The organism is Phycicoccus sp. 3266, from assembly GCF_031456495.1.
Taxonomy (GTDB): Bacteria; Actinomycetota; Actinomycetes; order Actinomycetales; family Dermatophilaceae; genus Pedococcus.
The window spans coordinates 395,531-413,375 of record NZ_JAVDUW010000001.1 but is presented as its reverse complement, the minus strand read 5'-3'; the positions used below and the strand labels follow the sequence as shown (position 1 = coordinate 413,375).

General features: G+C 69.6%; 21 protein-coding genes and 1 tRNA gene. 12 read left to right on the top strand and 10 right to left on the bottom strand.

Going from position 1 to position 17,845, the window contains the following annotated elements; translation table 11 throughout:
• Positions 1-98: 98 nt before the first annotated feature.
• The gene (locus tag J2X64_RS02135; RefSeq protein ID WP_310148927.1) at positions 99-1,424 is read right to left on the bottom strand and encodes a nicotinate phosphoribosyltransferase; all 1,326 of its coding nucleotides are present in this window, start codon (positions 1,422-1,424) and stop codon (positions 99-101) included.
• Positions 1,425-1,446: 22 nt separating this feature from the next.
• On the opposite strand from J2X64_RS02135, the gene clpS reads away from it, so the two are divergent.
• From clpS to J2X64_RS02105, 6 genes are all read left to right on the top strand, one after another.
• Positions 1,447-1,737, top strand: a complete 291-nt coding sequence (clpS, locus tag J2X64_RS02130) for an ATP-dependent Clp protease adapter ClpS (protein WP_310148924.1) — start codon at positions 1,447-1,449, stop codon at positions 1,735-1,737.
• Positions 1,738-2,406 (top strand): DUF2017 domain-containing protein, encoded by a 669-nt coding sequence (locus J2X64_RS02125; RefSeq protein ID WP_310148923.1) that lies wholly within the window; start codon positions 1,738-1,740, stop codon positions 2,404-2,406.
• 75 nt (positions 2,407-2,481) lie between these two features.
• Entirely contained in the window at positions 2,482-3,306 is an 825-nt protein-coding gene (gene murI / locus J2X64_RS02120; protein ID WP_310148921.1) for a glutamate racemase, read from the top strand.
• Entirely contained in the window at positions 3,303-4,070 is a 768-nt protein-coding gene (locus J2X64_RS02115) for an MBL fold metallo-hydrolase (RefSeq protein ID WP_310148919.1), read from the top strand. Before murI ends, J2X64_RS02115 begins: the two co-directional genes overlap by 4 nt.
• Positions 4,071-4,104: 34 nt before the next feature.
• The gene (locus J2X64_RS02110; protein WP_310148916.1) at positions 4,105-4,599 is read left to right on the top strand and encodes an ASCH domain-containing protein; all 495 of its coding nucleotides are present in this window, start codon (positions 4,105-4,107) and stop codon (positions 4,597-4,599) included.
• A 14-nt stretch (positions 4,600-4,613) separates the two neighbouring features.
• Entirely contained in the window at positions 4,614-5,333 is a 720-nt protein-coding gene (locus J2X64_RS02105) for an MBL fold metallo-hydrolase (RefSeq protein WP_310148913.1), read from the top strand.
• A gap of 25 nt (positions 5,334-5,358) precedes the next feature.
• Here J2X64_RS02105 and J2X64_RS02100 read toward each other — a convergent pair whose 3' ends face one another.
• Positions 5,359-6,162: a deoxyribonuclease IV gene (locus tag J2X64_RS02100; protein WP_310148910.1), complete on the bottom strand. Its 804-nt coding sequence runs from the start codon at positions 6,160-6,162 to the stop codon at positions 5,359-5,361.
• A gap of 45 nt (positions 6,163-6,207) precedes the next feature.
• Here J2X64_RS02100 and rph point away from each other — a divergent pair, with 45 nt between their 5' ends.
• From rph to J2X64_RS02085, 3 genes are all read left to right on the top strand, one after another.
• Complete coding sequence (rph, locus tag J2X64_RS02095; RefSeq protein ID WP_310148906.1) at positions 6,208-6,975, top strand: ribonuclease PH; 768 nt, start codon at positions 6,208-6,210, stop codon at positions 6,973-6,975.
• A gap of 8 nt (positions 6,976-6,983) precedes the next feature.
• On the top strand, positions 6,984-7,592 hold the full coding sequence (gene rdgB / locus J2X64_RS02090; RefSeq protein ID WP_310148904.1) for an RdgB/HAM1 family non-canonical purine NTP pyrophosphatase: 609 nt from the start codon (positions 6,984-6,986) through the stop codon (positions 7,590-7,592).
• Positions 7,593-7,626: 34 nt separating this feature from the next.
• A tRNA-Leu gene (locus J2X64_RS02085) sits at positions 7,627-7,708 on the top strand.
• 38 nt (positions 7,709-7,746) lie between these two features.
• On the opposite strand, the gene J2X64_RS02080 is transcribed toward J2X64_RS02085, so the two are convergent.
• The gene (locus J2X64_RS02080) at positions 7,747-8,097 is read right to left on the bottom strand and encodes an extradiol dioxygenase (RefSeq protein WP_310148900.1); all 351 of its coding nucleotides are present in this window, start codon (positions 8,095-8,097) and stop codon (positions 7,747-7,749) included.
• Between the two features lie 257 nt (positions 8,098-8,354).
• Between J2X64_RS02080 and J2X64_RS02075 the strand changes: the two genes are divergently transcribed.
• Positions 8,355-9,026, top strand: coding sequence for a DUF72 domain-containing protein (locus J2X64_RS02075; RefSeq protein ID WP_310148897.1), 672 nt, complete (start codon positions 8,355-8,357; stop codon positions 9,024-9,026).
• A gap of 60 nt (positions 9,027-9,086) precedes the next feature.
• Here the strand turns inward: J2X64_RS02075 and J2X64_RS02070 are convergent, their stop codons facing one another.
• Positions 9,087-9,218 (bottom strand): hypothetical protein, encoded by a 132-nt coding sequence (locus J2X64_RS02070; RefSeq protein WP_310148895.1) that lies wholly within the window; start codon positions 9,216-9,218, stop codon positions 9,087-9,089.
• A gap of 258 nt (positions 9,219-9,476) precedes the next feature.
• Between J2X64_RS02070 and J2X64_RS02065 the strand changes: the two genes are divergently transcribed.
• Positions 9,477-10,373, top strand: coding sequence for an oxidoreductase (locus tag J2X64_RS02065; RefSeq protein WP_310148893.1), 897 nt, complete (start codon positions 9,477-9,479; stop codon positions 10,371-10,373).
• Between the two features lie 268 nt (positions 10,374-10,641).
• On the opposite strand, the gene J2X64_RS02060 is transcribed toward J2X64_RS02065, so the two are convergent.
• Positions 10,642-11,322, bottom strand: coding sequence for a hypothetical protein (locus J2X64_RS02060; protein WP_310148890.1), 681 nt, complete (start codon positions 11,320-11,322; stop codon positions 10,642-10,644).
• Positions 11,323-11,447: 125 nt separating this feature from the next.
• The gene (locus J2X64_RS02055) at positions 11,448-11,912 is read right to left on the bottom strand and encodes an SRPBCC family protein (RefSeq protein ID WP_310148887.1); all 465 of its coding nucleotides are present in this window, start codon (positions 11,910-11,912) and stop codon (positions 11,448-11,450) included.
• Between the two features lie 308 nt (positions 11,913-12,220).
• On the opposite strand from J2X64_RS02055, the gene J2X64_RS02050 reads away from it, so the two are divergent.
• Entirely contained in the window at positions 12,221-12,520 is a 300-nt protein-coding gene (locus J2X64_RS02050) for a hypothetical protein (protein ID WP_310148884.1), read from the top strand.
• A 455-nt stretch (positions 12,521-12,975) separates the two neighbouring features.
• Here J2X64_RS02050 and J2X64_RS02045 read toward each other — a convergent pair whose 3' ends face one another.
• The 4 genes from J2X64_RS02045 to J2X64_RS02030 form a co-directional block, all read right to left on the bottom strand.
• Positions 12,976-13,503 carry a hypothetical protein gene (locus J2X64_RS02045; protein WP_310148881.1) on the bottom strand — a complete coding sequence of 176 codons (528 nt, stop codon included), beginning with the start codon at positions 13,501-13,503 and terminating at the stop codon, positions 12,976-12,978.
• A gap of 1,573 nt (positions 13,504-15,076) precedes the next feature.
• On the bottom strand, positions 15,077-15,505 hold the full coding sequence (locus tag J2X64_RS02040) for a pyridoxamine 5'-phosphate oxidase family protein (RefSeq protein ID WP_310148879.1): 429 nt from the start codon (positions 15,503-15,505) through the stop codon (positions 15,077-15,079).
• Between the two features lie 437 nt (positions 15,506-15,942).
• Positions 15,943-16,326: a nitroreductase family deazaflavin-dependent oxidoreductase gene (locus J2X64_RS02035; protein WP_310148877.1), complete on the bottom strand. Its 384-nt coding sequence runs from the start codon at positions 16,324-16,326 to the stop codon at positions 15,943-15,945.
• Between the two features lie 326 nt (positions 16,327-16,652).
• Complete coding sequence (locus J2X64_RS02030) at positions 16,653-17,429, bottom strand: hypothetical protein (protein ID WP_310148875.1); 777 nt, start codon at positions 17,427-17,429, stop codon at positions 16,653-16,655.
• Positions 17,430-17,845 lie beyond the last annotated feature (416 nt).

The following is a 17,845-nucleotide window of genomic DNA, read 5'->3' as shown; positions in this document are numbered from 1 at the left end:
GGACCGCCCGGCGGGGAGGCGTCCCGACCGCCCGGCGGGAAGGCCTGCCCGGACCGCCCGGCGGGAAGGCCTGCCCGGGCGGGCGGACCCCCCTGCGGTCAGTCCTCGTACACGGTCGGGATGGCGGGCTCTCCCCGCTGCAGCCTCAGGGCTGCGGGCGGGAGCTCGGCCCGGGACTCCCGGTGCCGGGCGCGCGCCGCATCGAGGCCGGAGTGCGGACCGTCGACGACCTCGCCGCGGCGCATGAGCGGGACCAGCAGCTCGCGGTCGTCGCCGTCGTCGGCCGGGCGATCGCCGATCCCGATCACCTCGGCCTCGGCGACGCCCCGCGGGTTCCGGCGGCGCAGGGCGTACTTGCGGCCGGCCACCGAGGCCTTGTCCTTGCTCTTCTTGGCGACCCCGACGAGCTCCCCGCTGGAGTCCTCGCGGGCGACGAGCTTGTAGACCATCCCGGCGGTGGGCGCCCCGGACCCGGTGACGAGCGAGGTGCCGACGCCGTACCGGTCGACCGGCGCCGCGGCCAGCGACGCGATGGCGTACTCGTCGAGGTCCGAGGTGACGACGACCTGCGTGTCGGTGGCGCCGAGCCGGTCGAGCTGGGCGCGCACCTCGCGGGCCTGCGCGAGCAGGTCGCCCGAGTCGATCCGCACGGCACCGAGGCCCGGGCCGGCCAGCTCGACCGCGGTCTCCACGGCGCGTGTGACGTCGTAGGTGTCGACGAGCAGCGTGGTGCCCTTCCCGAGGGAGGCGATCTGCGCAGCGAACGCGGCCCGCTCGTCGTCGTGCAGCAGCGTGAACGCGTGCGCGGCGGTGCCGCCCGTCGGGACGCCGTACCGCCGGCCCGCCTCCAGGTTCGAGGTGGAGGCGAAGCCGGCGACGTATGCCGCGCGCGCGGCGGCGACCGCCGCCTCCTCGTGGGTGCGCCGCGACCCCATCTCGATGCAGGGCCGTTCTCCAGCCGCGGCCGTCATCCGCGAGGCGGCCGAGGCGACCGCGCTGTCGTGGTTGAGGATGCTCAGCACGACGGTCTCGAGCACCACGGCGTGCGCGAAGTCCGCCTCGACCACGAGCACCGGGGAGCCGGGGAAGTAGCACTCGCCCTCGGCATACCCCCACACGTCGCCGTCGAAGCGGAAGTCCGCGAGGAAGGCGAGGGTGTCCGCGTCGACGACGTCGCGCAGCCACTCGAGCTCCGCGTCCCCGAACCGGAAGGCCTCGATCGCCTCGAGCAGCCGTCCGGTCCCGGCGACGACGCCGTAGCGGCGGCCGTCGGGCAGGCGGCGCGCGAAGACCTCGAACACGCACCGCCGTGAGGCCGCGCCGGAGCGGAGGGCGGCCTCGACCATCGTGAGCTCGTAGTGGTCCGTGAGCAGGGCGCTGCTGGGGCGGGGAGCCGGTGCGCTGCCGGGTGTTCGGGAGGTCACTCCGGCAGCCTATGGTGGTGCCGTGTCCATCGCCCCCGTCGAGCAGCAGAGCGCCTCGACCGACGAGGTGGCCGAGGTCGACGTCCCCTGGATCACCCTGGTGTGGAACGACCCGGTGAACCTCATGTCGTACGTGACGTTCGTCTTCCAGTCCTACTTCGGCTACCCCAAGGCCAAGGCCGAGCGGCTGATGATGGACGTGCACGTCAAGGGCCGGGCGGTCGTGTCCACCGGGTCGCGCGAGAAGATGGAGACCGACACCGAGGCGCTGCAGGGCTACGGGCTGTGGGCCACCTTCCAGAAGGACTCCTGAGTGGCCCGGGGTTTCAAGCGCCGTGACGGCCGGTATGCCGCGAAGCTCGACGCCGTCGAGCGCGGGCTGGTCGTCGGGCTGATGGAGCAGGTGCTCGAGCTGATCGCGCCGGAGCAGGCCGACCCGCCGGCCGGTCTGGGCGCAGGGGGTTCCGATGACAGCGCCCGGGGCGCCGACGGGCCGGACGAGTTCGACCAGATCGTGGCTGGGCTCGGCGGCATAGGCATGGGCGTCTCACTGTCCGCCGAGGACCAGGTGCCCGAGCTCGGCGGGTCGGTCCCGCAGCCGCGCGACCCCGCCCTGGACCGGATCTTCCCGACCGCGAACCGGCAGGACGAGCAGGTGGCCGCGGAGTTCCGGCGCCTGACCGAGGACGGCCTGCGCTCGCGCAAGGCCGCGAACCTGTCGACCGCGATCGCCGCGCTGTCCGGGCTGCAGGACCAGAAGATCAGCCTCGACCAGCAGGAGGCGCTGGCCCTGCTCGTCGCCCTCACCGACGTCCGGCTGGTGCTGGGGGAGCGGCTGGGGCTGCGGGCCGACGAGGACTTCGAGCTGCTCGAGGAGAAGGCGCGCAGCCTGCCGAACGACGACCCGGCGGTGTACGCGCTCGCGGTCTACGACTTCCTCACCTGGCTGCAGGAGACGCTCGCGCACGCACTGACCCCCTGACGCCACAGGCACGTGTGAGCAAGCAGACGGGGCGTCGATGCCGGGCCACGCGCACCGCAGCCCTAGCCTTGACCCGTGGCTGATGCACCCATCGGGATCTTCGACTCGGGCTACGGCGGGCTGACCGTCGCCCGAGCCGTGCTCGACCAGCTGCCGCACGAGACCGTTGCCTACTTCGGCGACACCGCCCGCGCCCCGTACGGCCCGCGGCCCATCGCCGAGACCCGCGGGTACGCGCTCGAGTGCCTCGACCGCCTCGTCGACCACGGCGTGAAGGTCCTCGTCATCGCGTGCAACACCGCCAGCGCCGCCGTCCTGCACGACGCCCGCGAGCGGTACGACGTCCCCGTCGTCGAGGTGATCCGGCCCGCCGTGCGCCGCGCCGCCCGGGCCACGCGCAACCACCGGGTCGGCGTCATCTCGACCAAGGGCACGCACCAGTCCGGCGCCTACCTCGACGCCTTCGCCGCCGCCCCGCACCTCGACGTGACGAGTGTGGCCTGCCCCCGGTTCGTCGAGTTCGTCGAGGCCGGGGTGACCAGCGGCCCCGAGGTGCTCGAGACCGCGCGCGAGTACCTCGCCCCGCTGGTCGAGCGCGACGTCGACACCCTGGTCCTCGGCTGCACGCACTACCCGCTGCTGACGGGTGCGATCTCCTATGTCATGGGCGACGGCGTCACCCTCGTGTCGTCCGCCGACGAGACCGCCAAGGACGTCTACCGGGTGCTCGCCGACCGTGACGCGCTGCGGCCGGCCGACCTGCCGCCGCCGAGCCACGGCTTCACCACCACCGGCGACGCCGAGGAGTTCCGCGTGCTCGCGCGCCGGTTCCTCGGGCCGGAGGTCGGCGACGTCTACGGCGGCTCCGTCGTCCGCCACTCCGCGGTGGTGGGTTCGTGAGGCTCACCGTCGTCGGCTGCTCCGGCTCCTTCGCCGGCCCCGACTCGCCCGCGTCCTCCTACCTCGTCCAGGCCGAGCACGAGGGCCGGACCTGGTCGATCGTCCTCGACCTCGGCAACGGCGCGCTCGGGCACCTCCAGCGCCACGTCGACCCGGCCGAGCTCGACGCGGTCTTCATCAGCCACCTGCACCCCGACCACTGCGTCGACGTCACCGGCCTCTACGTCACCCGCAAGTACCGCCCGTCCGGGCCGGTGCCGGGGCAGCTGCCCATCCACGCGCCGACCGGGGCGGGGGAGCGGTTCGCGCTGATGTACCACGGCCTCGAGTACGGCGGCATGACGGCCGAGTTCGCCGTGCACGAGCTGGCGGACACGCTCGTCACCACGGTCGGGCCCTTCACCGTCACCTCCCACCGGGTGCACCACCCGGTCGAGGCCTACGGCTTCCGGGTCGAGGCCGACGGCGCCGTCCTGGCCTACACCGGCGACACCGACTCCTGCGACGCGCTCACGCCGCTGCTGACCGGCGCCCACCTGGCCCTCACCGACAGCGCCTTCGTCGACGACCGCGACACCGCCACCGGGATCCACCTGTCCGGCAGCCGGGCCGCCGCCGCCGCGGTCGAGGCCGGCGGGGTGAAGCGGCTGGTGCTCACGCACATCCCCGCCTGGAACGACCCGGAGGTATGCCGCGCGCAGGCGGCGGCGGTGTGGGACGGCCCGCTCGAGGTCGCCACCTCCGGCGCCGTCTGGGAGATCTGAGCTCGGACCGCAGCCGGCGCCTAGGGTGGCGGGCATGAGCGGGCCCGTGCCGATCGACCGTGCCGTCGGTGCGGCGATGTTCGCGGCATACCGCGACGCGACCCCCGGCCTGCCGCCGGAGGACGACGTCGTCGTCGCCTGCTTCGGGGACAGCCCCGAGCTGGCGGACGAGCTCATCGCCTTCGTCGTCGACGGTCCCAAGCGCGCGACGGCCGGCCTGGTGGCCGGGTATGCCGCGGACGGCGAGCCGCTGCCGCGCATCGGCTCGCACTGGGTCGCCTGCGACGGGTCCGGGCAGCCGCGGGCCGTCCTGCGGGCCACCGAGCTGAGGGTCGGACCGCTGCACAGCGTGGACGAACAGTTCGCCTGGGACGAGGGCGAGTACGACCGGACGCTGGAGACCTGGCTGGACGGGCACCGCAGGTTCTTCCGGCGGGAGTGCGAGCGGATCGTGATCGAGTTCTCCGACGACCTCGAGGTCTGCTTCGAGCGGTTCCGGGTCGTCTGGCCGCCCGACCTGGCCGACTGACCTACGCTGCGGGCATGGCGAAGTCGGCGACCGTCCAGCTCGCGCCCGGTGTGTGGCGCATCCCCCTCGTCGGGGACTACGTGAACGGCTTCATCCTGCGCGACGACGACGGCCAGGTGACGCTCGTCGACATGGGCGTCAAGCAGTCCGGCCCGAAGGTGCTCGCCGCGCTCACCTCGATCGGTTCCGGCCCCTCGGACGTGACCCGGCTGCTGCTGACACATGCCCACCCCGACCACGCCGGCGGGGCGGCCCACGTGGCAGAGGCGACCGGGCTGGACTTCGGGATCCACGAGGACGACGCCATGTACGCCCGCGCCGGGAAGTCGCCGCAGCGCGACCCGCGCATCGCGCTCGGCCGCCTGATGAACCGTCTCGGCGGAGGGAAGTTCGACGCCGTGCGCGTCGGCGAGACCTTCACCGACGGAGACGTCGTCCCCGTCGCCGGTGGTCTCGAGGTGGTGCACACGCCGGGGCACTCACCCGGCCACGCGGCATACCTGCACCGCTCGTCGGGGGTGCTGATCACGGGTGACTCGATCTTCAACGTGCGCGGGCTGCGGTGGCCGATCAAGTCGTTCTGCACGAGCTTCCGCCTGACCCAGCAGACGGCGCACCGGCTGGCCGACCTGGAGTACACGACCGCGGCGTTCACGCACGGGCCGGAGATCCGGCTCACGGCCCGCGAGGAGATCCGCCGCTTCCTGTCGAAGCAGACGGTGCCGCAGGACTGACGCTTGCGTCAGCGGCCCACGTCGGTCAGAGGCGCTCGCGCAGCCAGTCGAGGTCGGCGACCTGGCCCTCCAGGCCACCGCGGGTCTCGATGACGACGGGTGACCCGGCCGAGCGGACGGCGGCCACGAGCTCGTCGGGGTCGATGAGGCCCTCGCCGAGGTTGGTGTGGCGGTCGGCGCCGGAGTCGAACTCGTCGCGGCTGTCGTTGCAGTGCACGAGGTCGATGCGGCCGGTGATCGCGCGGACCTGCTCGGCGGCGGTCGCCAGCGGTATGCCGCCGGCATGCGCGTGGCAGGTGTCGAGGCAGAAGCCGACGTTCTCGGACCCCTCGGCCGCGGAGATCGCCTCCCAGGTGCGGGCGATGCGCTCGAGCGTGCGCGCCATGGCGTTGTCGCCGCCGGCGGTGTTCTCGAGGAGGAGCGGCACCTTGAGGTCGGTGGCGTCGACGGCCTTGCGCCAGTTGTCGAAGCCCTTCTCGACATCGGCCTCGGACTCGACGTGGCCGCCGTGGACGATGACGCCCTTGGCGCCGACCTCGGCCGCCGCGTCGATGAACTGCTGCAGCAGCTTGCGGCTGGGGATGCGGATGCGGTTGTTGGTCGAGGCGACGTTGATCAGGTAGGGGGCGTGGACGTAGAGGTCGACGCCGGCCGCCTCGGCGGCCTCGCGCAGGGCAGCCGCGCCCCCGGCATACTCCACGACCGGTCCCTTGTAGCTCTGCGGGTTGCCGAGGAAGAACTGGCTCAGCCCGGCACCGCGCTCCTGGGCGGCGGCGACCGGGTCGGTCGAGTCGACGTGGGCTCCCATGCGGACGGTCGTGGCTGCCATGGGGCCAGCCTAGGGCGGCCCACCGACGCGGCTAGCCTTGGCCGTGTGACTGACACGACCACGCAGCAGGCCCGCCACGACGGGCGCACCCCGGACGAGACCCGGGAGGTGCGGATCACCCGCAACTGGCTCGACCACGCCGAGGGGAGCGTGCTCGTGGAGTTCGGGCGCACGCGCGTGCTGTGCGCGGCGTCCTTCACCGAGGGCGTGCCGCGCTGGCTCAAGGGCAAGGGGACCGGTTGGGTGACGGCGGAGTACGAGATGCTGCCGCGCTCCACCAACACCCGCTCGGACCGCGAGTCCCGCAAGGGCAAGGTCGGTGGGCGGACCCACGAGATCAGCCGTCTGGTCGGCCGGTCGCTGCGCGCGATCATCGACACCAAGGCGCTGGGGGAGAACACGATCGTGCTCGACTGCGACGTGCTGCAGGCCGACGGCGGGACGCGCACGGCGTCGATCACCGGCGCCTACGTCGCCCTCGTGGACGCGATCGAGGACGCTCGGGCCAAGGGGCTCATCGCCAAGAACGCGAAGCCGCTGACCGGGTCGGTGGCGGCGGTGTCGGTGGGGATCGTCAACGGGCAGCCGGTGATCGACCTCGACTACCCCGAGGACTCGACCGCCGAGACCGACATGAACGTCGTCATGACGGGCGACGGCCGGTTCGTGGAGGTGCAGGGCACTGCCGAGAACGGTGCCTTCGACCGCGCGATGCTGGATGCGCTCTTGGACAAGGCGACTGCCGGGTGCGCCGCGCTCACCGCTGCCCAGCAGGCCGCGCTCGCCGCGACGCCGCGCACCCGCGAGCTGTGAGTGCTGCCGTGACCAAGGTCGTCCTCGCCACCCGCAACCAGCACAAGGTCGTCGAGCTGCGGCACATCCTGGCCGACGTGGTCGAGGAGCTGGGGCTCGAGATCGTCGGTGCCTCGGAGTTCGAGGGCGCGCCGGACGTGGTCGAGGACGAGGTGACGTTCGAGGGGAACGCCCGGCTCAAGGCGGTCGCGCTCGCCCGGCACACGGGACTGCCGGCGCTCGCCGACGACTCTGGCCTGGCGGTCGACGTGCTCGGTGGGGCGCCGGGCATCTTCTCCGCGCGCTGGGCGGGGCGGCACGGCGACGACCTGGCCAACCTGCAGCTGCTCCTCGACCAGCTCGCCGACGTCAAGGACGAGCACCGTCAGGCCGGGTTCGTCTGTGCCGCGGTGCTGGCGCTGCCGGACGGCACGCTGCGGTCGGCGGAGGGCCACTTCCGCGGGACGCTGGCGCGGGAGCCGCGTGGTGCCAACGGGTTCGGCTACGACCCGCTGCTCGTCGTCGAGGGTGACACGCGCACCGCGGCCGAGCTGAGCCCGGAGGAGAAGAACGCGATCTCCCACCGCGGCAATGCGTTCCGCGCGATGGTGCCGCACCTGCGCGAGCTCCTCGGCTGACCGGTCGGCTCGTCGCGCATACAATCCACACCGCGCGCAAGTGGCGAAATCGGCATACGCGCCAGACTTAGGATCTGGTGCCTTCGGGCGTGCGGGTTCGAGTCCCGCCTTGCGCACTGCATGCGAGGCGGTGAGACGGGCGCATCAGGGGCGTTCACAGATCAATCGCTAGGGGATGGTGGGGCTCGTACATCCCAACCTCGGCACCACCCGGCAACCGGAAACGAGTCAGCCGTCCCCACCTCGCCTCTGAGACGTCCACGGTGAAATCGACGCCCTTGGCGGACAGCTCGTCCATCGTGGCGTCCAGGTCGTCGCACATGAAGTACAGCTCCTGTCCGGTGGAACCACCGGAGGGATGTACAGCCAGCTCCGCCGGGGGCACCTTGAAGATCAACCAGCCACCACCGGCGTCGACGTGCGGTTGTCCCAGGACATCAGCGAAGAACACGCGGTCCGCTTCCGCGTCGCGGCTGTAGACGATGAGGTGGCTGCCCATGATCATCTTCTGACCCTACGCACCGGAGGACGTGAGTGGGCCGCCATGCGTGGAGGCTCGGCAACAGCCGGCGCCCGCACGATGCCGAGTCGCGTTGGGCGTCATGCGTCACGTGTGGGCGGCCGTTCGGCGATACTCCACTGCATGGTCGAGGGGAACGTTCCGCCAAGGTCTTTGAGAGGCCCCTGGTGACGCCTGGGGCGCGAAGGGCGGTCGATGTTCGCGTAGGGCTGTGTGGTTGGACCGTCTCGCAGGCTTCGTATGTGCGTCGCTTCCCTGTCGTCGAGGTGCAGCAGACGTTCTACGAACCGCCAGCCGACGCCGTGCTGGCTCGTTGGCGGACCCAGGTGCCGGAAGGCTTCGAGTTCACGATCAAGGCGTGGCAGGTCGTCACCCACGAGTCCAACAGCCCGACCTACCGACGTATGAAGCGCCCTCTGCCGGACACCGCACGTGGCCGCGTGGGAGGGTTCCGGACGACGCCAGAGGTCCTCGACGGTTGGCAGCGGACCCTGGACTGCGCTCGGGTCCTGCAGGCGACCGCGGTGCTGCTCCAATGCCCGAAGAGCTTTGGACCCACGGACGAGAACGTCGGGCGGTTGCGTCGCTTCCTGTCGCAGGTGGAGCGCCCCGCCGGACGCCTGCTGTGGGAACCCCGGGGTGCGTGGCCCACACAGCTGCTCAGGGAGCTCTGTACCGAGCTGGACCTGGTCCACGTCGTCGACCCGATGCAGGGCGAGACGGTGACACCGGAGCAGACCTACTACCGGCTGCACGGCACGACGGGTTGGCGGCACGTTCACACCGATGACGAGCTGCGCCGGCTGCGGGACATGGTCGAAGGCCGGCCGTCGCCGTACGTCATGTTCAACAACATCCCCCGGGTGGGAGACGCAGAGCGCTTCCTCGCCCTGCTCTCCGACCGAGGTGCGTGAACCGACGGCAGCAGGCGTGCCGAGCTCGGCAACCGGGCGGGCCGGCTGCCTCGACGAGGCCTATCTCTTGCGGATGTCGCCGATGTCGAGGTGGTCCTTGGCCTGCGCCTTGGCGTGCTTGTCGGCCCGCTTCTCCTTGATCGACTTGCTCGCCTTCTTGGCCATGTGCTGTCGAGGTGACTTGTCGGCCATGACTGTGCTCCCAGCGCTAGGAAGCCTGGATGGCTCCATACCTCACAGTACGCCGTGCCGCTGCGGGCGTCCCGATCCCGCGGTCGGCCCGCGGATCAGGTGCTAGCTGGATCAGGTGCCAGCTTGTGTCGGGCCCCTCCAGTCCTCGATGAGTGCGCTCCTGCCCCTGGGAGGTGACGACGAGACCGGACACCTCACGGCATACGCTGCAGTGGCCGGCGATCACCCGCGGGCGCCGACGACCCGCGGGAGTGGACCATGGCTTGGAAGCCCACCGAGATCACCGACCTGAGCGGCACGACCGCCATCGTCACCGGCGCCAACTCTGGCATCGGGTTCGTGGAGGCCCGAACGCTGGCCGAACACGGCGCCCACGTCATCCTCGCGGTCCGCAACGTGGACGCGGGCCGCGCGGCCGCCGCAAGGATCAACGGCAGCACCGCCGTCGAGGCCCTCGACCTGGCGTCCCAGGAGTCGGTGCGCGAGTTCGCAGCGCGCATCGACGGCCCGGTCGACCTGCTCGTGAACAACGCCGGCGTGATGGCGCCCCCGACCCGCCGGACCACCGTCGACGGGTACGAGCTCCAGTTCGGGACGAACCATCTCGGGCACTTCGCGCTGACGGCTCGACTGCTGCCCGCACTGCTGGCGGCCCCCTCACCGCGGGTGACGACCGTGGCCTCACTGGCACACCGCCAAGGTGATGACCGGGTCGTCGACGGCAATCCCCCGGAGGACTACGACCCGAGGGTCTCGTACGGTCGCACCAAGCTGGCCAACCTCCTGTTCGCCCTGGAGCTCCACCGCCGGGCCACTGCCGCGGGATCACCACTGACGTCGACGGCGGCCCACCCGGGGGTGGCCGTCACCAACCTCGTCGCGAGTCGCGACGGCATGGGTGCGCGATGGATCGTGCGCACCTTCGCACCGCCCCTCATGCGCCTCCTGCTCCCGGGATCCGAGGGCGGAGCCGAGGCGATCCTGTATGCCGCGACTGCGGCTCCCGCGGGCTCGTACAGCGGGCCCCAAGGGCCCGGTGAGGTCCGCGGCAAGGTGGGCCCAGCGAACCTCAGCCCGCTGGCGACCGACCCCGACCTCGCCCGTCGACTGTGGACCGTCAGCGAGGAGCTCACGGGCATGCCGTTGGACATCTGAGGCGAAGACGGCCTGAGAGCCATGGCGGCCGGCCGGGCCCCGAGCCTCACGGATTCCCTCGGAACTGAACTCGCCGAGCGGGATGGCACGGGCCTGAAAGTGCCCGGTCCGCAGTCACCGTGTCTGATCGCCTTCGCGATGCATCGGTCCGCCCACACGCGGCGGTATGACGCGGCTGTTGGAATGCTGTGAGAACGCGAGATCCGCTTGTTGCGGCGAGGTGAGCACCTTCGGAGACCCGGAGGCCGGTGTGGGTTTCGCGACGCGGTCACACTTCTGGGACGCGGGTGCTCTTTGCCCGGTCGTCAGCGGCGGCTGCGGGCGGATCCGGGGGGCGGCGCCCGAGTGTGTGCAATCTCAAAGCGGTCAGGATGAACCAGGTCGGCAGGAGCAGGCCATACAGCAGGTAGCCGTATTCGATCACGGGGCGCAGTGTCTCGGCGACGATGCCCACGGCCCCAGTGAGGACACCGAATGCCGCGACCGGCGCTGGCACGGGGCCGCGCCACGCGACCAGGGAGAGAACGAGGATGCCGGCAGCGGTCAGGACCCCGGCCCAAGGCATTGCGTTCGTCGTGGCGATGATCGCGTCTGCGGAGCTGGACAGACTGGCTCGCTGGTCGGCTGAGGACGCCGACTCGTAGGCAGTGCTCAGCGCGACCAGGCCGCCGTTAAGTGACTGTGGGCTGCTGCCGACAGCCAGGGCGGTGACCTCGGAGGCAACGCCGAACAGCCCCCCGATCAGGGCCACTGAATTGTCCACGTGCTTGAGCGCCATGGCCCAGGCCGTGAACACGACCATGGCTGGGACGCTGAGCGCGACGAAGCAGACCAGTTCGACGAGATAGACCACGCGGTGGGAGTCGATGTACTCCAGTACTGCCGCGCCCGACGACGGAGGGAGGGGTGCGGTGGCAAGCAGCACCAGCGGAATGAGCACCAAGGCCACATACGCAGCGGCTGCCCAAGCACCGACCCGGTACAGACCTTGCCAGGACGGGTCGGGCGGCGTGCGCTGCCCGCGCGGCTGCTGCGCGACGGGAGAGCGAGGTGTTCGCCCTACTCTGGTCGTTGTCACGCCAGCCCCTCCCTCGGAGGTCGTGCCGCACGATCTTCCAGGAAATGCTTGAGGCCCCCGAAGATGGCGCGCTCCTGACGACGGCCAATCACCGAGACCAACGGGCCAAGGACACGGGCTCCAGTACCGACCTGGACATCCCAGTCCCAACTGAGTCTCGTGCCGGATCCCGCTGGGTCGAACCGGACTCGTCCCAACACCGTGTTCCGCCCCATCACGCTCTGGGTGGCGATCTCAGTAGGACGCTCGAAAGCCGTGACCTCGATCGCCACCTCTTGTGGCTTGCCGCGAGTCAGAACGGTAGCCAGGAAGCGCGTCCCCACCCCGATCGTCCCGTCGTCGAGTCGGCCCGAGTCAGTCATCGACGGGTTGTAGAGGGGTTCGTTGGTCTGGTCGGCCACGACATCGAACACCTCATCGACCGGGCGCTCGATATCGATACTGCCCCGCACGCGTGCCATCAGCTTTTCAACCCCAACGGGGGCTGGGGCACGTCGGTGTCCCTGAAGGCGCGCCCCGCTGCGGGTGACCCCTGACGGATGTTGCCAGACATGGTGACCCCCTCCCTCCGGACCCGGGAGTGCCCCGGCACATTCACCGTCTTCCCCGGTGACGCCCCCGACCAGAGCCAATGGTCCTTGCGGCGTTGCGAACGGTCCGAGAAGCTCCAATCGGGGCCTTGGCGGCGAGGTGACGCGCCTCCGATCCGGACGGATCGCGGCATGAGCGTTCGGAACCTGTGAGTGCGTTTCGGTTCTACTCTTGTGTCATGCCCGCAATGCTCATCGCGAAGTTCGTCGGCGACGTCGACGAACTGAAGGCTGTGTATGACCGTGGGCACGCACTGATCATGGAGCGTGGAGGGGCCGTTCCCTTCGGTGAGCTCCGCCACCACTGCGCCACGAGTGAGGATGCGCTCTACATCATCGGCGTCTGGGAATCGGCCGACCACATTCGCCGTCGGTGGGCGGATGACGAGTTCAAGAAGGTCCTCGACAGCGTCGGTTTCCCGACCGAACCGACTGAACGGATGATTCTCGACCTGCACCAGATCGAGCCGCCGCTGTAACCGAGCGACTCGCGGCAGGAGCGGACGCTAGCAAGCGGCGCGACCAGCGGCATGTGATTGCATCTCAGGCGTGATGGTGTGCCTGGCGGTTTCGGTAGAACTCGATGGCCACCAGGGCGACTCCGATTGTGATCGTGCCGATCCAGACACCAGCTGCGCCACCGCCGAGTACAAGCATGACTGCGCCGGTGAGCATGAGGGCTACGGCGATCCAGATTAATGGCTGCCTCATGGCGAACACCTCCCAAGGTGCTGCCGTATCTCGCCCTCTGCTCATCATCCTGACCACGGTCGTTTGGAGCCTAGAGGCCTTGGTCCCTGTGAGTATGGCGCTCTTTGGCTAGATGCGTAAAAGCTCGCCTGCCTCGGCTGGCCGGCTCGCGGCCCAAAGACGCGACGCGCCGGTTGCCGGGCTCGGTCGACATCGGCGCGGTACGGGAGCCGGAGCGCTTGGGCTATTGGGTGCTGCTGGCGTTGGGTGGCTTGTTCATCCGCTCGATATTGCGTGTGAGTACCACCAACATCCGCGCCTGCATGACCCACACGATGCCGACACCGAAGAACGAAGAGAGCCACGCAAGCCATCGAGGGCGGAAGGCTTCGTAACCGCCTATGACCAGACGGGTCCGGCCGTCTGGCAACGGGGCCAACAGAAAGCCCCACAACCCCTCGGTGTAGGCGGACGGCCGTGATTGCTTGGGGTCTAGGGGTTGTCCGCGCAGATCGCTCAGGCCGTGGAGCCCCAAGAATCGGTTGGGTTCAAGCGCTGCAACTGTCCACCCGTCCACTGGTCCGCGCCGGCGTGTCCAGTATTTGACGGTGTCGCCAAGGGCGAGATCTTGCCAGTCAGGGTGGATTTCTCGTGCACTTTGCCTACCGGCGTTGTCCAGATAGTCCCAGGAGTACCAACCGCCGCGGTCCCCACCCAGTTGGACCAGCCACGGCCACACCCGGTCCGGGGGCGCGTTGATAGTCGCAGCCATGGTGGGCCCACGTTTCCCGTTGGGGACTATCTCGGCACCGGGATAGGGACCAGAGACTTCCTCGTCGGTTACGCCCCAGCGCATCAGCCTGGGGCGTACCCAAGCGCCATAGACCACTGCTGCCATACCGGCCGAACCCGCGAGCTTCCGTGCGAATGTCACCTGACAAGGTTCGGTGTCTCTGCATTGCCATTGGAAGGGACCAAGGGCTCTCAGGGGCCGGCGTCACGCAGCCACGGTCCGAGCAGTGCCAGGCGCGCCGGCCACTCGGCAGCCCACGCCGTGGCGATAAGAAGCATTGGCGCCGGCCGGGATTGGGAGTGCGTAGCGCCTCGAGGGTGCGCATTCAACGCCGCCCGGGGCAGCTGGTGACAAGCACGCTCCGCTACGCGACTACGCCTTTTGACGGACGTTGGCGGCTCCTGCACGGAGGACTGTCGATGGAGGCGGCGAGTCCCGATTGCCGTGAAAGGGGCGGGAAGCCATGAGCAGTCTCCGTTCGGCCTTTCAAAGGCTGCGTGTGGGCGCAAAGCGGATCAGGTCACTGGTTCGGGACGCAGACCATGACGACTGGTACGACACCCATCTGGATAAGAAGGTCAGGCCACCCAACCTAATGGGACCGGGGTCTCAGAGCGGGGGCTGACGACCCGGGCACCGTTAGAGGACCGCCAGCGCTCCAACCCATGGCTAATCCCACAGTTGACGCTCGCGGACGCAGCGCACGGTCGGCCTAGCGGCCAAGGCGCCCCCTCTTCCCGGCGAGAAGGACGTTGGTCGTCCGATCCTCGGTGCTAGCGCCGGGCGCCGACGCGCTCGACCTGGCCTCAGGGCGTTGAACTACTAGGTGTGGCCCTCCCGGGGTCGCTGATTCGAGCAGGCCGCAGGGGGACGCCTAGCCCCTGTGTCGAAACATCATGCCCACCGTTGGCATTCCGGCGGCTCGGTGGGACGATTCGGGAGGGTGGTTGCACGAGCGGCCGGAAGGACCCACGCTATGTGGTTCTTGAGCATCGCGGGCATCTTTGTGGTTGTGCTCGTGGTTGGCGCTTGGCTGTGGGATCGAGGTCACGGTACAAGCGGAACCAGGATAGAAATCGTTGACGCCGCCCGGACTCAGACCGCCCCGGCGTCGGGTGATAGGGCCAAGAGACCACGGCATAAGACTTCGGCCCCGTCCGCTGCGGATCTCGTGTGAACGATCACGTCGCTTGTTGAGCTCGAGGCTGAGCTTGGCGGTCCGGGCGCCTTGTTTACTGAAGCCTGGCTTGGCATCGTCGACTCCCACGCTCAAGTCTTGCTGGACTCGCTGGCCGCCCCAACTACTTGAGGTAAGCCAGCTCGAGGTCGCTGTCGGGCATCCCATCCGGCATGGCAGTGCGCCGGCAGGCGGCGGTACGACGCACATGTGAGAACGGGTCCTGTAGCGCGCTTGGGAGGGCTCCTCGTCGGACCGGTTCTTGCAGTCCGTCGCCAGTCGCCGCTTCAGTCGTCCTCGAGGTGGATGAACAACGGGTGCAGGTATGCGGCACCCGACCAGCGAGCCGGCATCGTCGCGGCGGCGGTGCATGTTTCAGGAGTCGGCTTCCGCAGCCCAGCCGGAAACGGCGAGGATCCTGCATACGATGACTCTGCGAAATGGGCGGTTGACGTATTGGGGCACTGCGTTCGCCAATCGGGTGGTGAGCTCGTCGGCGACGGCCGCCGATGGGTCTGGCACGTACTCCAGTGTTGCCCGTACCCACCACAGCCGGGACCAGTCGGCGGGGTCCCATAGCTCAACCAGCAGCGCTGCCCGAGGATCTGCCGCAAGGTTCTTTTCCCGTTGCAGGTAGGACGAGACCTTGGGCTTCACACGGTCGATGGGTATGCCGATGTGGCCGCCGCCCACCGCGTACACGACTGGAACCGCGTCAGGTCCGCGATCAGGGTGAACGGTGCAAAGCACGCCGTGCACCTGCGAGGTGAGTCGTGCTCGGGCCTTGCCAGCCTTCAACCTCATCGTGACACCCCCGTGCGCGGTCGACGGCCCGGGCGGCCCGTGCGGCATCATGCCGTCGTAGCGGTGATCGTAGAGGTGGCAACAGCCTCGATGGGAGCGCGGGATGTCAGCCTGCGGCTTGGGAAGGACGCTGGGAAAGCGTCGGATCCGGTAGGCCTCAGCCGGTGACTCTCAGCGCGTGGTCCCCTCGGCTGGAGGTGCGATTGCCGCCGGCGTGGCCGAAGGACGCCACCAGCGGCGTGGGTCCCCAGCGCCCCCACATGTCCTCACACAGCACCCGCGCGACTGGAACCGGACTGTCACGGCATGCCGGCCCTGGCCGAGGAGACTCGGGGCGAATTGCGGCACGCCGGCGGCCCGTCAGGTTCGGTCTGTGTGTGCATGGAGTTCACGTCGTTCTGGCTCAGCACGCGGCGACCCCGGGGACGCGGAACGATTCAGTCGGCCCGGCGTTCGAGCTGGATGAAACCGTGAGGGAAGGAGGCGCGTCGGAGGATCCACCGCGTGGGGCCGTGCGCGGCTGCACGAGCCACCTCTTGGTCGACGAACACGGGCGCGATGCACTCGTACTCGACGCCCTTCCACCGGATCGTGCACGCGCCCGCCGCGCGGACGTTGCGAACCCAGTCCGTACCCTTACCCCAGGGCAGTCCGATGAGGAAGCTCGTCGGCGTCGCGATCACTGCGACCGGCGTGGCGTACAGCTTTCCACTCCTGCGACCTCGGTGTCGCAGCAGAGCCCACACGGGGATAAACCGGCGTCCGGCGAGGTGGACCGCGACCTTGTTGAAACGCTTTGTCGCGGCCGGGACTCGTGCCATGCCTCGAGCATCCTCCGTTGCCCACCCGGCCACCAGCCTCTTCGCCGCTGCAGGCCGCGATGATGTGCCGCACGATGCACGTCCTCTTGGTGCGGCTGCGGCGCACCCTTGGGGTGTCCCCCTCGTGTGGCGGTGTTGAGCATCCACCCCGCCGCAACACCGAGACCTTCCCACCGGTTCATGGCGCGGCCCTAGTACGGTCGCACTAGCGTCCACCGGTGACCGTGGGACTAATCTGGCGGAACGCAGACCGGGGAAGATTCACGTCCTCCCCTGAACCCCGGCGGCGCCGACCGGCGACTCCTACCTCTGTCGGGACGCACACGTCAGAAGTCCAACCCAGCCTTGGGGACTGTCAGCGGCGCCACCCGGGTCGAGCGTAGGGCACTGGCCATGAGGGCCTCGGTGTCGCCGATGAACCGGTCGATGCCGTGGGCGATGCAGACCAAGATGGTCTCGACCGACTTCACCGGTTGGGCCCAATGCAGCAGAATCGGCCTGGGTAGCGCGTCCCGCATGAGCTCGATCCGTCCGAAGCCGACCTTCCCGCCGCGGATGGCACCGCCCTGCACCGCGTGCACCCCAGCCGCCGCGAGCCGACCGCAGGTGCCAGCGACCTGCTCGTTGCTCATGTCCTGCGCGTTCAGGGCAACACGGACCGTGACACCGGTATCCCACACGGCGGCCTGCACGGCTGCCACCTGCTCGAGCAGCAGATCCGTCGTGGCCTCGGCAACCGCGCCCGGCGCAGCCAGCAACGACACCTCGTGCGCGCCGAGCTCGACCATGCGCGCTGCCTCCGTGGCGAGGTCCCCCTGTGAGCGGACAGGCGCGTTCGGGTCGTGGAAGGCCAAGCCCGTCACCACCCGCACCCCCGAACCCGCCAACGCGCTGGTGGCAAGCTCCACCTGCTCGGGACGGCACAAGACTGCCGAGATTCCGTGCTGGGCCGCGTACGCGCACCCGTCACGGAACTCCTCCTCGGTGATGTCCGCCCAGTGCAGTCGGTGCTCGAGCCGTCCCGCGAAGTCCTCCAGGGTGAGCTCGACCCGCCCCCGATGCGGGCCGCTGACTGAGCTGTTCGGTGAGGGTTGAGGCTGCATGACGCTCCCTTCCGGTTGCGGACCCCGACTCGAACCCGACAACCCTCCCAGATACCCGCGAACCTCGCCTCGGCACCTGCGGCCCCTGACGACGCCAGGACCTTGGGCGCTGTGTCCGCCGGCGCGCGCCGAAGGATGCGCATGCGGGAGTCCCATTCCTGATCTTGTGACCCCCGCCGCGCCCCCGGTGTCCATCCCGCATCGGTGGCGCCCACCAGACAAGTATCCGCACCGTGGCCCCCTCAATGGTTCGGCGCGTCGACAGACCGTTGCAGTGAGCTGCCGCCGCGTCGGGGTCGTGGAACCGTGCAGCCGGGCGGGACATCCGTCAGCTGTTTGTCTGGAACGCCGGAAGTGCCGGAATGGCCTGTGCCCCAATGGCCGCGCAGGCCGTTGACGCCCCGCGACGTCGGCGG

Excerpts from the sequence above, each read along its gene's own strand:
- J2X64_RS02110 (WP_310148916.1), top strand. The coding sequence starts at position 4,105 with ATGAGCGGGCCCGTGCCGATCGACCGTGCCGTCGGTGCGGCGATGTTC.
- J2X64_RS02105 (WP_310148913.1), top strand. The coding sequence starts at position 4,614 with ATGGCGAAGTCGGCGACCGTCCAGCTCGCGCCCGGTGTGTGGCGCATC.
- J2X64_RS02100 (WP_310148910.1), bottom strand. The coding sequence starts at position 6,162 with ATGGCAGCCACGACCGTCCGCATGGGAGCCCACGTCGACTCGACCGAC.
- J2X64_RS02080 (WP_310148900.1), bottom strand. The coding sequence starts at position 8,097 with ATGATCATGGGCAGCCACCTCATCGTCTACAGCCGCGACGCGGAAGCG.
- J2X64_RS02070 (WP_310148895.1), bottom strand. The coding sequence starts at position 9,218 with ATGGCCGACAAGTCACCTCGACAGCACATGGCCAAGAAGGCGAGCAAG.
- J2X64_RS02065 (WP_310148893.1), top strand. The coding sequence starts at position 9,477 with ATGGCTTGGAAGCCCACCGAGATCACCGACCTGAGCGGCACGACCGCC.
- J2X64_RS02055 (WP_310148887.1), bottom strand. The coding sequence starts at position 11,912 with ATGGCACGCGTGCGGGGCAGTATCGATATCGAGCGCCCGGTCGATGAG.
- J2X64_RS02050 (WP_310148884.1), top strand. The coding sequence starts at position 12,221 with ATGCCCGCAATGCTCATCGCGAAGTTCGTCGGCGACGTCGACGAACTG.
- J2X64_RS02045 (WP_310148881.1), bottom strand. The coding sequence starts at position 13,503 with ATGGCTGCGACTATCAACGCGCCCCCGGACCGGGTGTGGCCGTGGCTG.
- J2X64_RS02040 (WP_310148879.1), bottom strand. The coding sequence starts at position 15,505 with ATGAGGTTGAAGGCTGGCAAGGCCCGAGCACGACTCACCTCGCAGGTG.
- J2X64_RS02035 (WP_310148877.1), bottom strand. The coding sequence starts at position 16,326 with ATGGCACGAGTCCCGGCCGCGACAAAGCGTTTCAACAAGGTCGCGGTC.
- J2X64_RS02030 (WP_310148875.1), bottom strand. The coding sequence starts at position 17,429 with ATGCAGCCTCAACCCTCACCGAACAGCTCAGTCAGCGGCCCGCATCGG.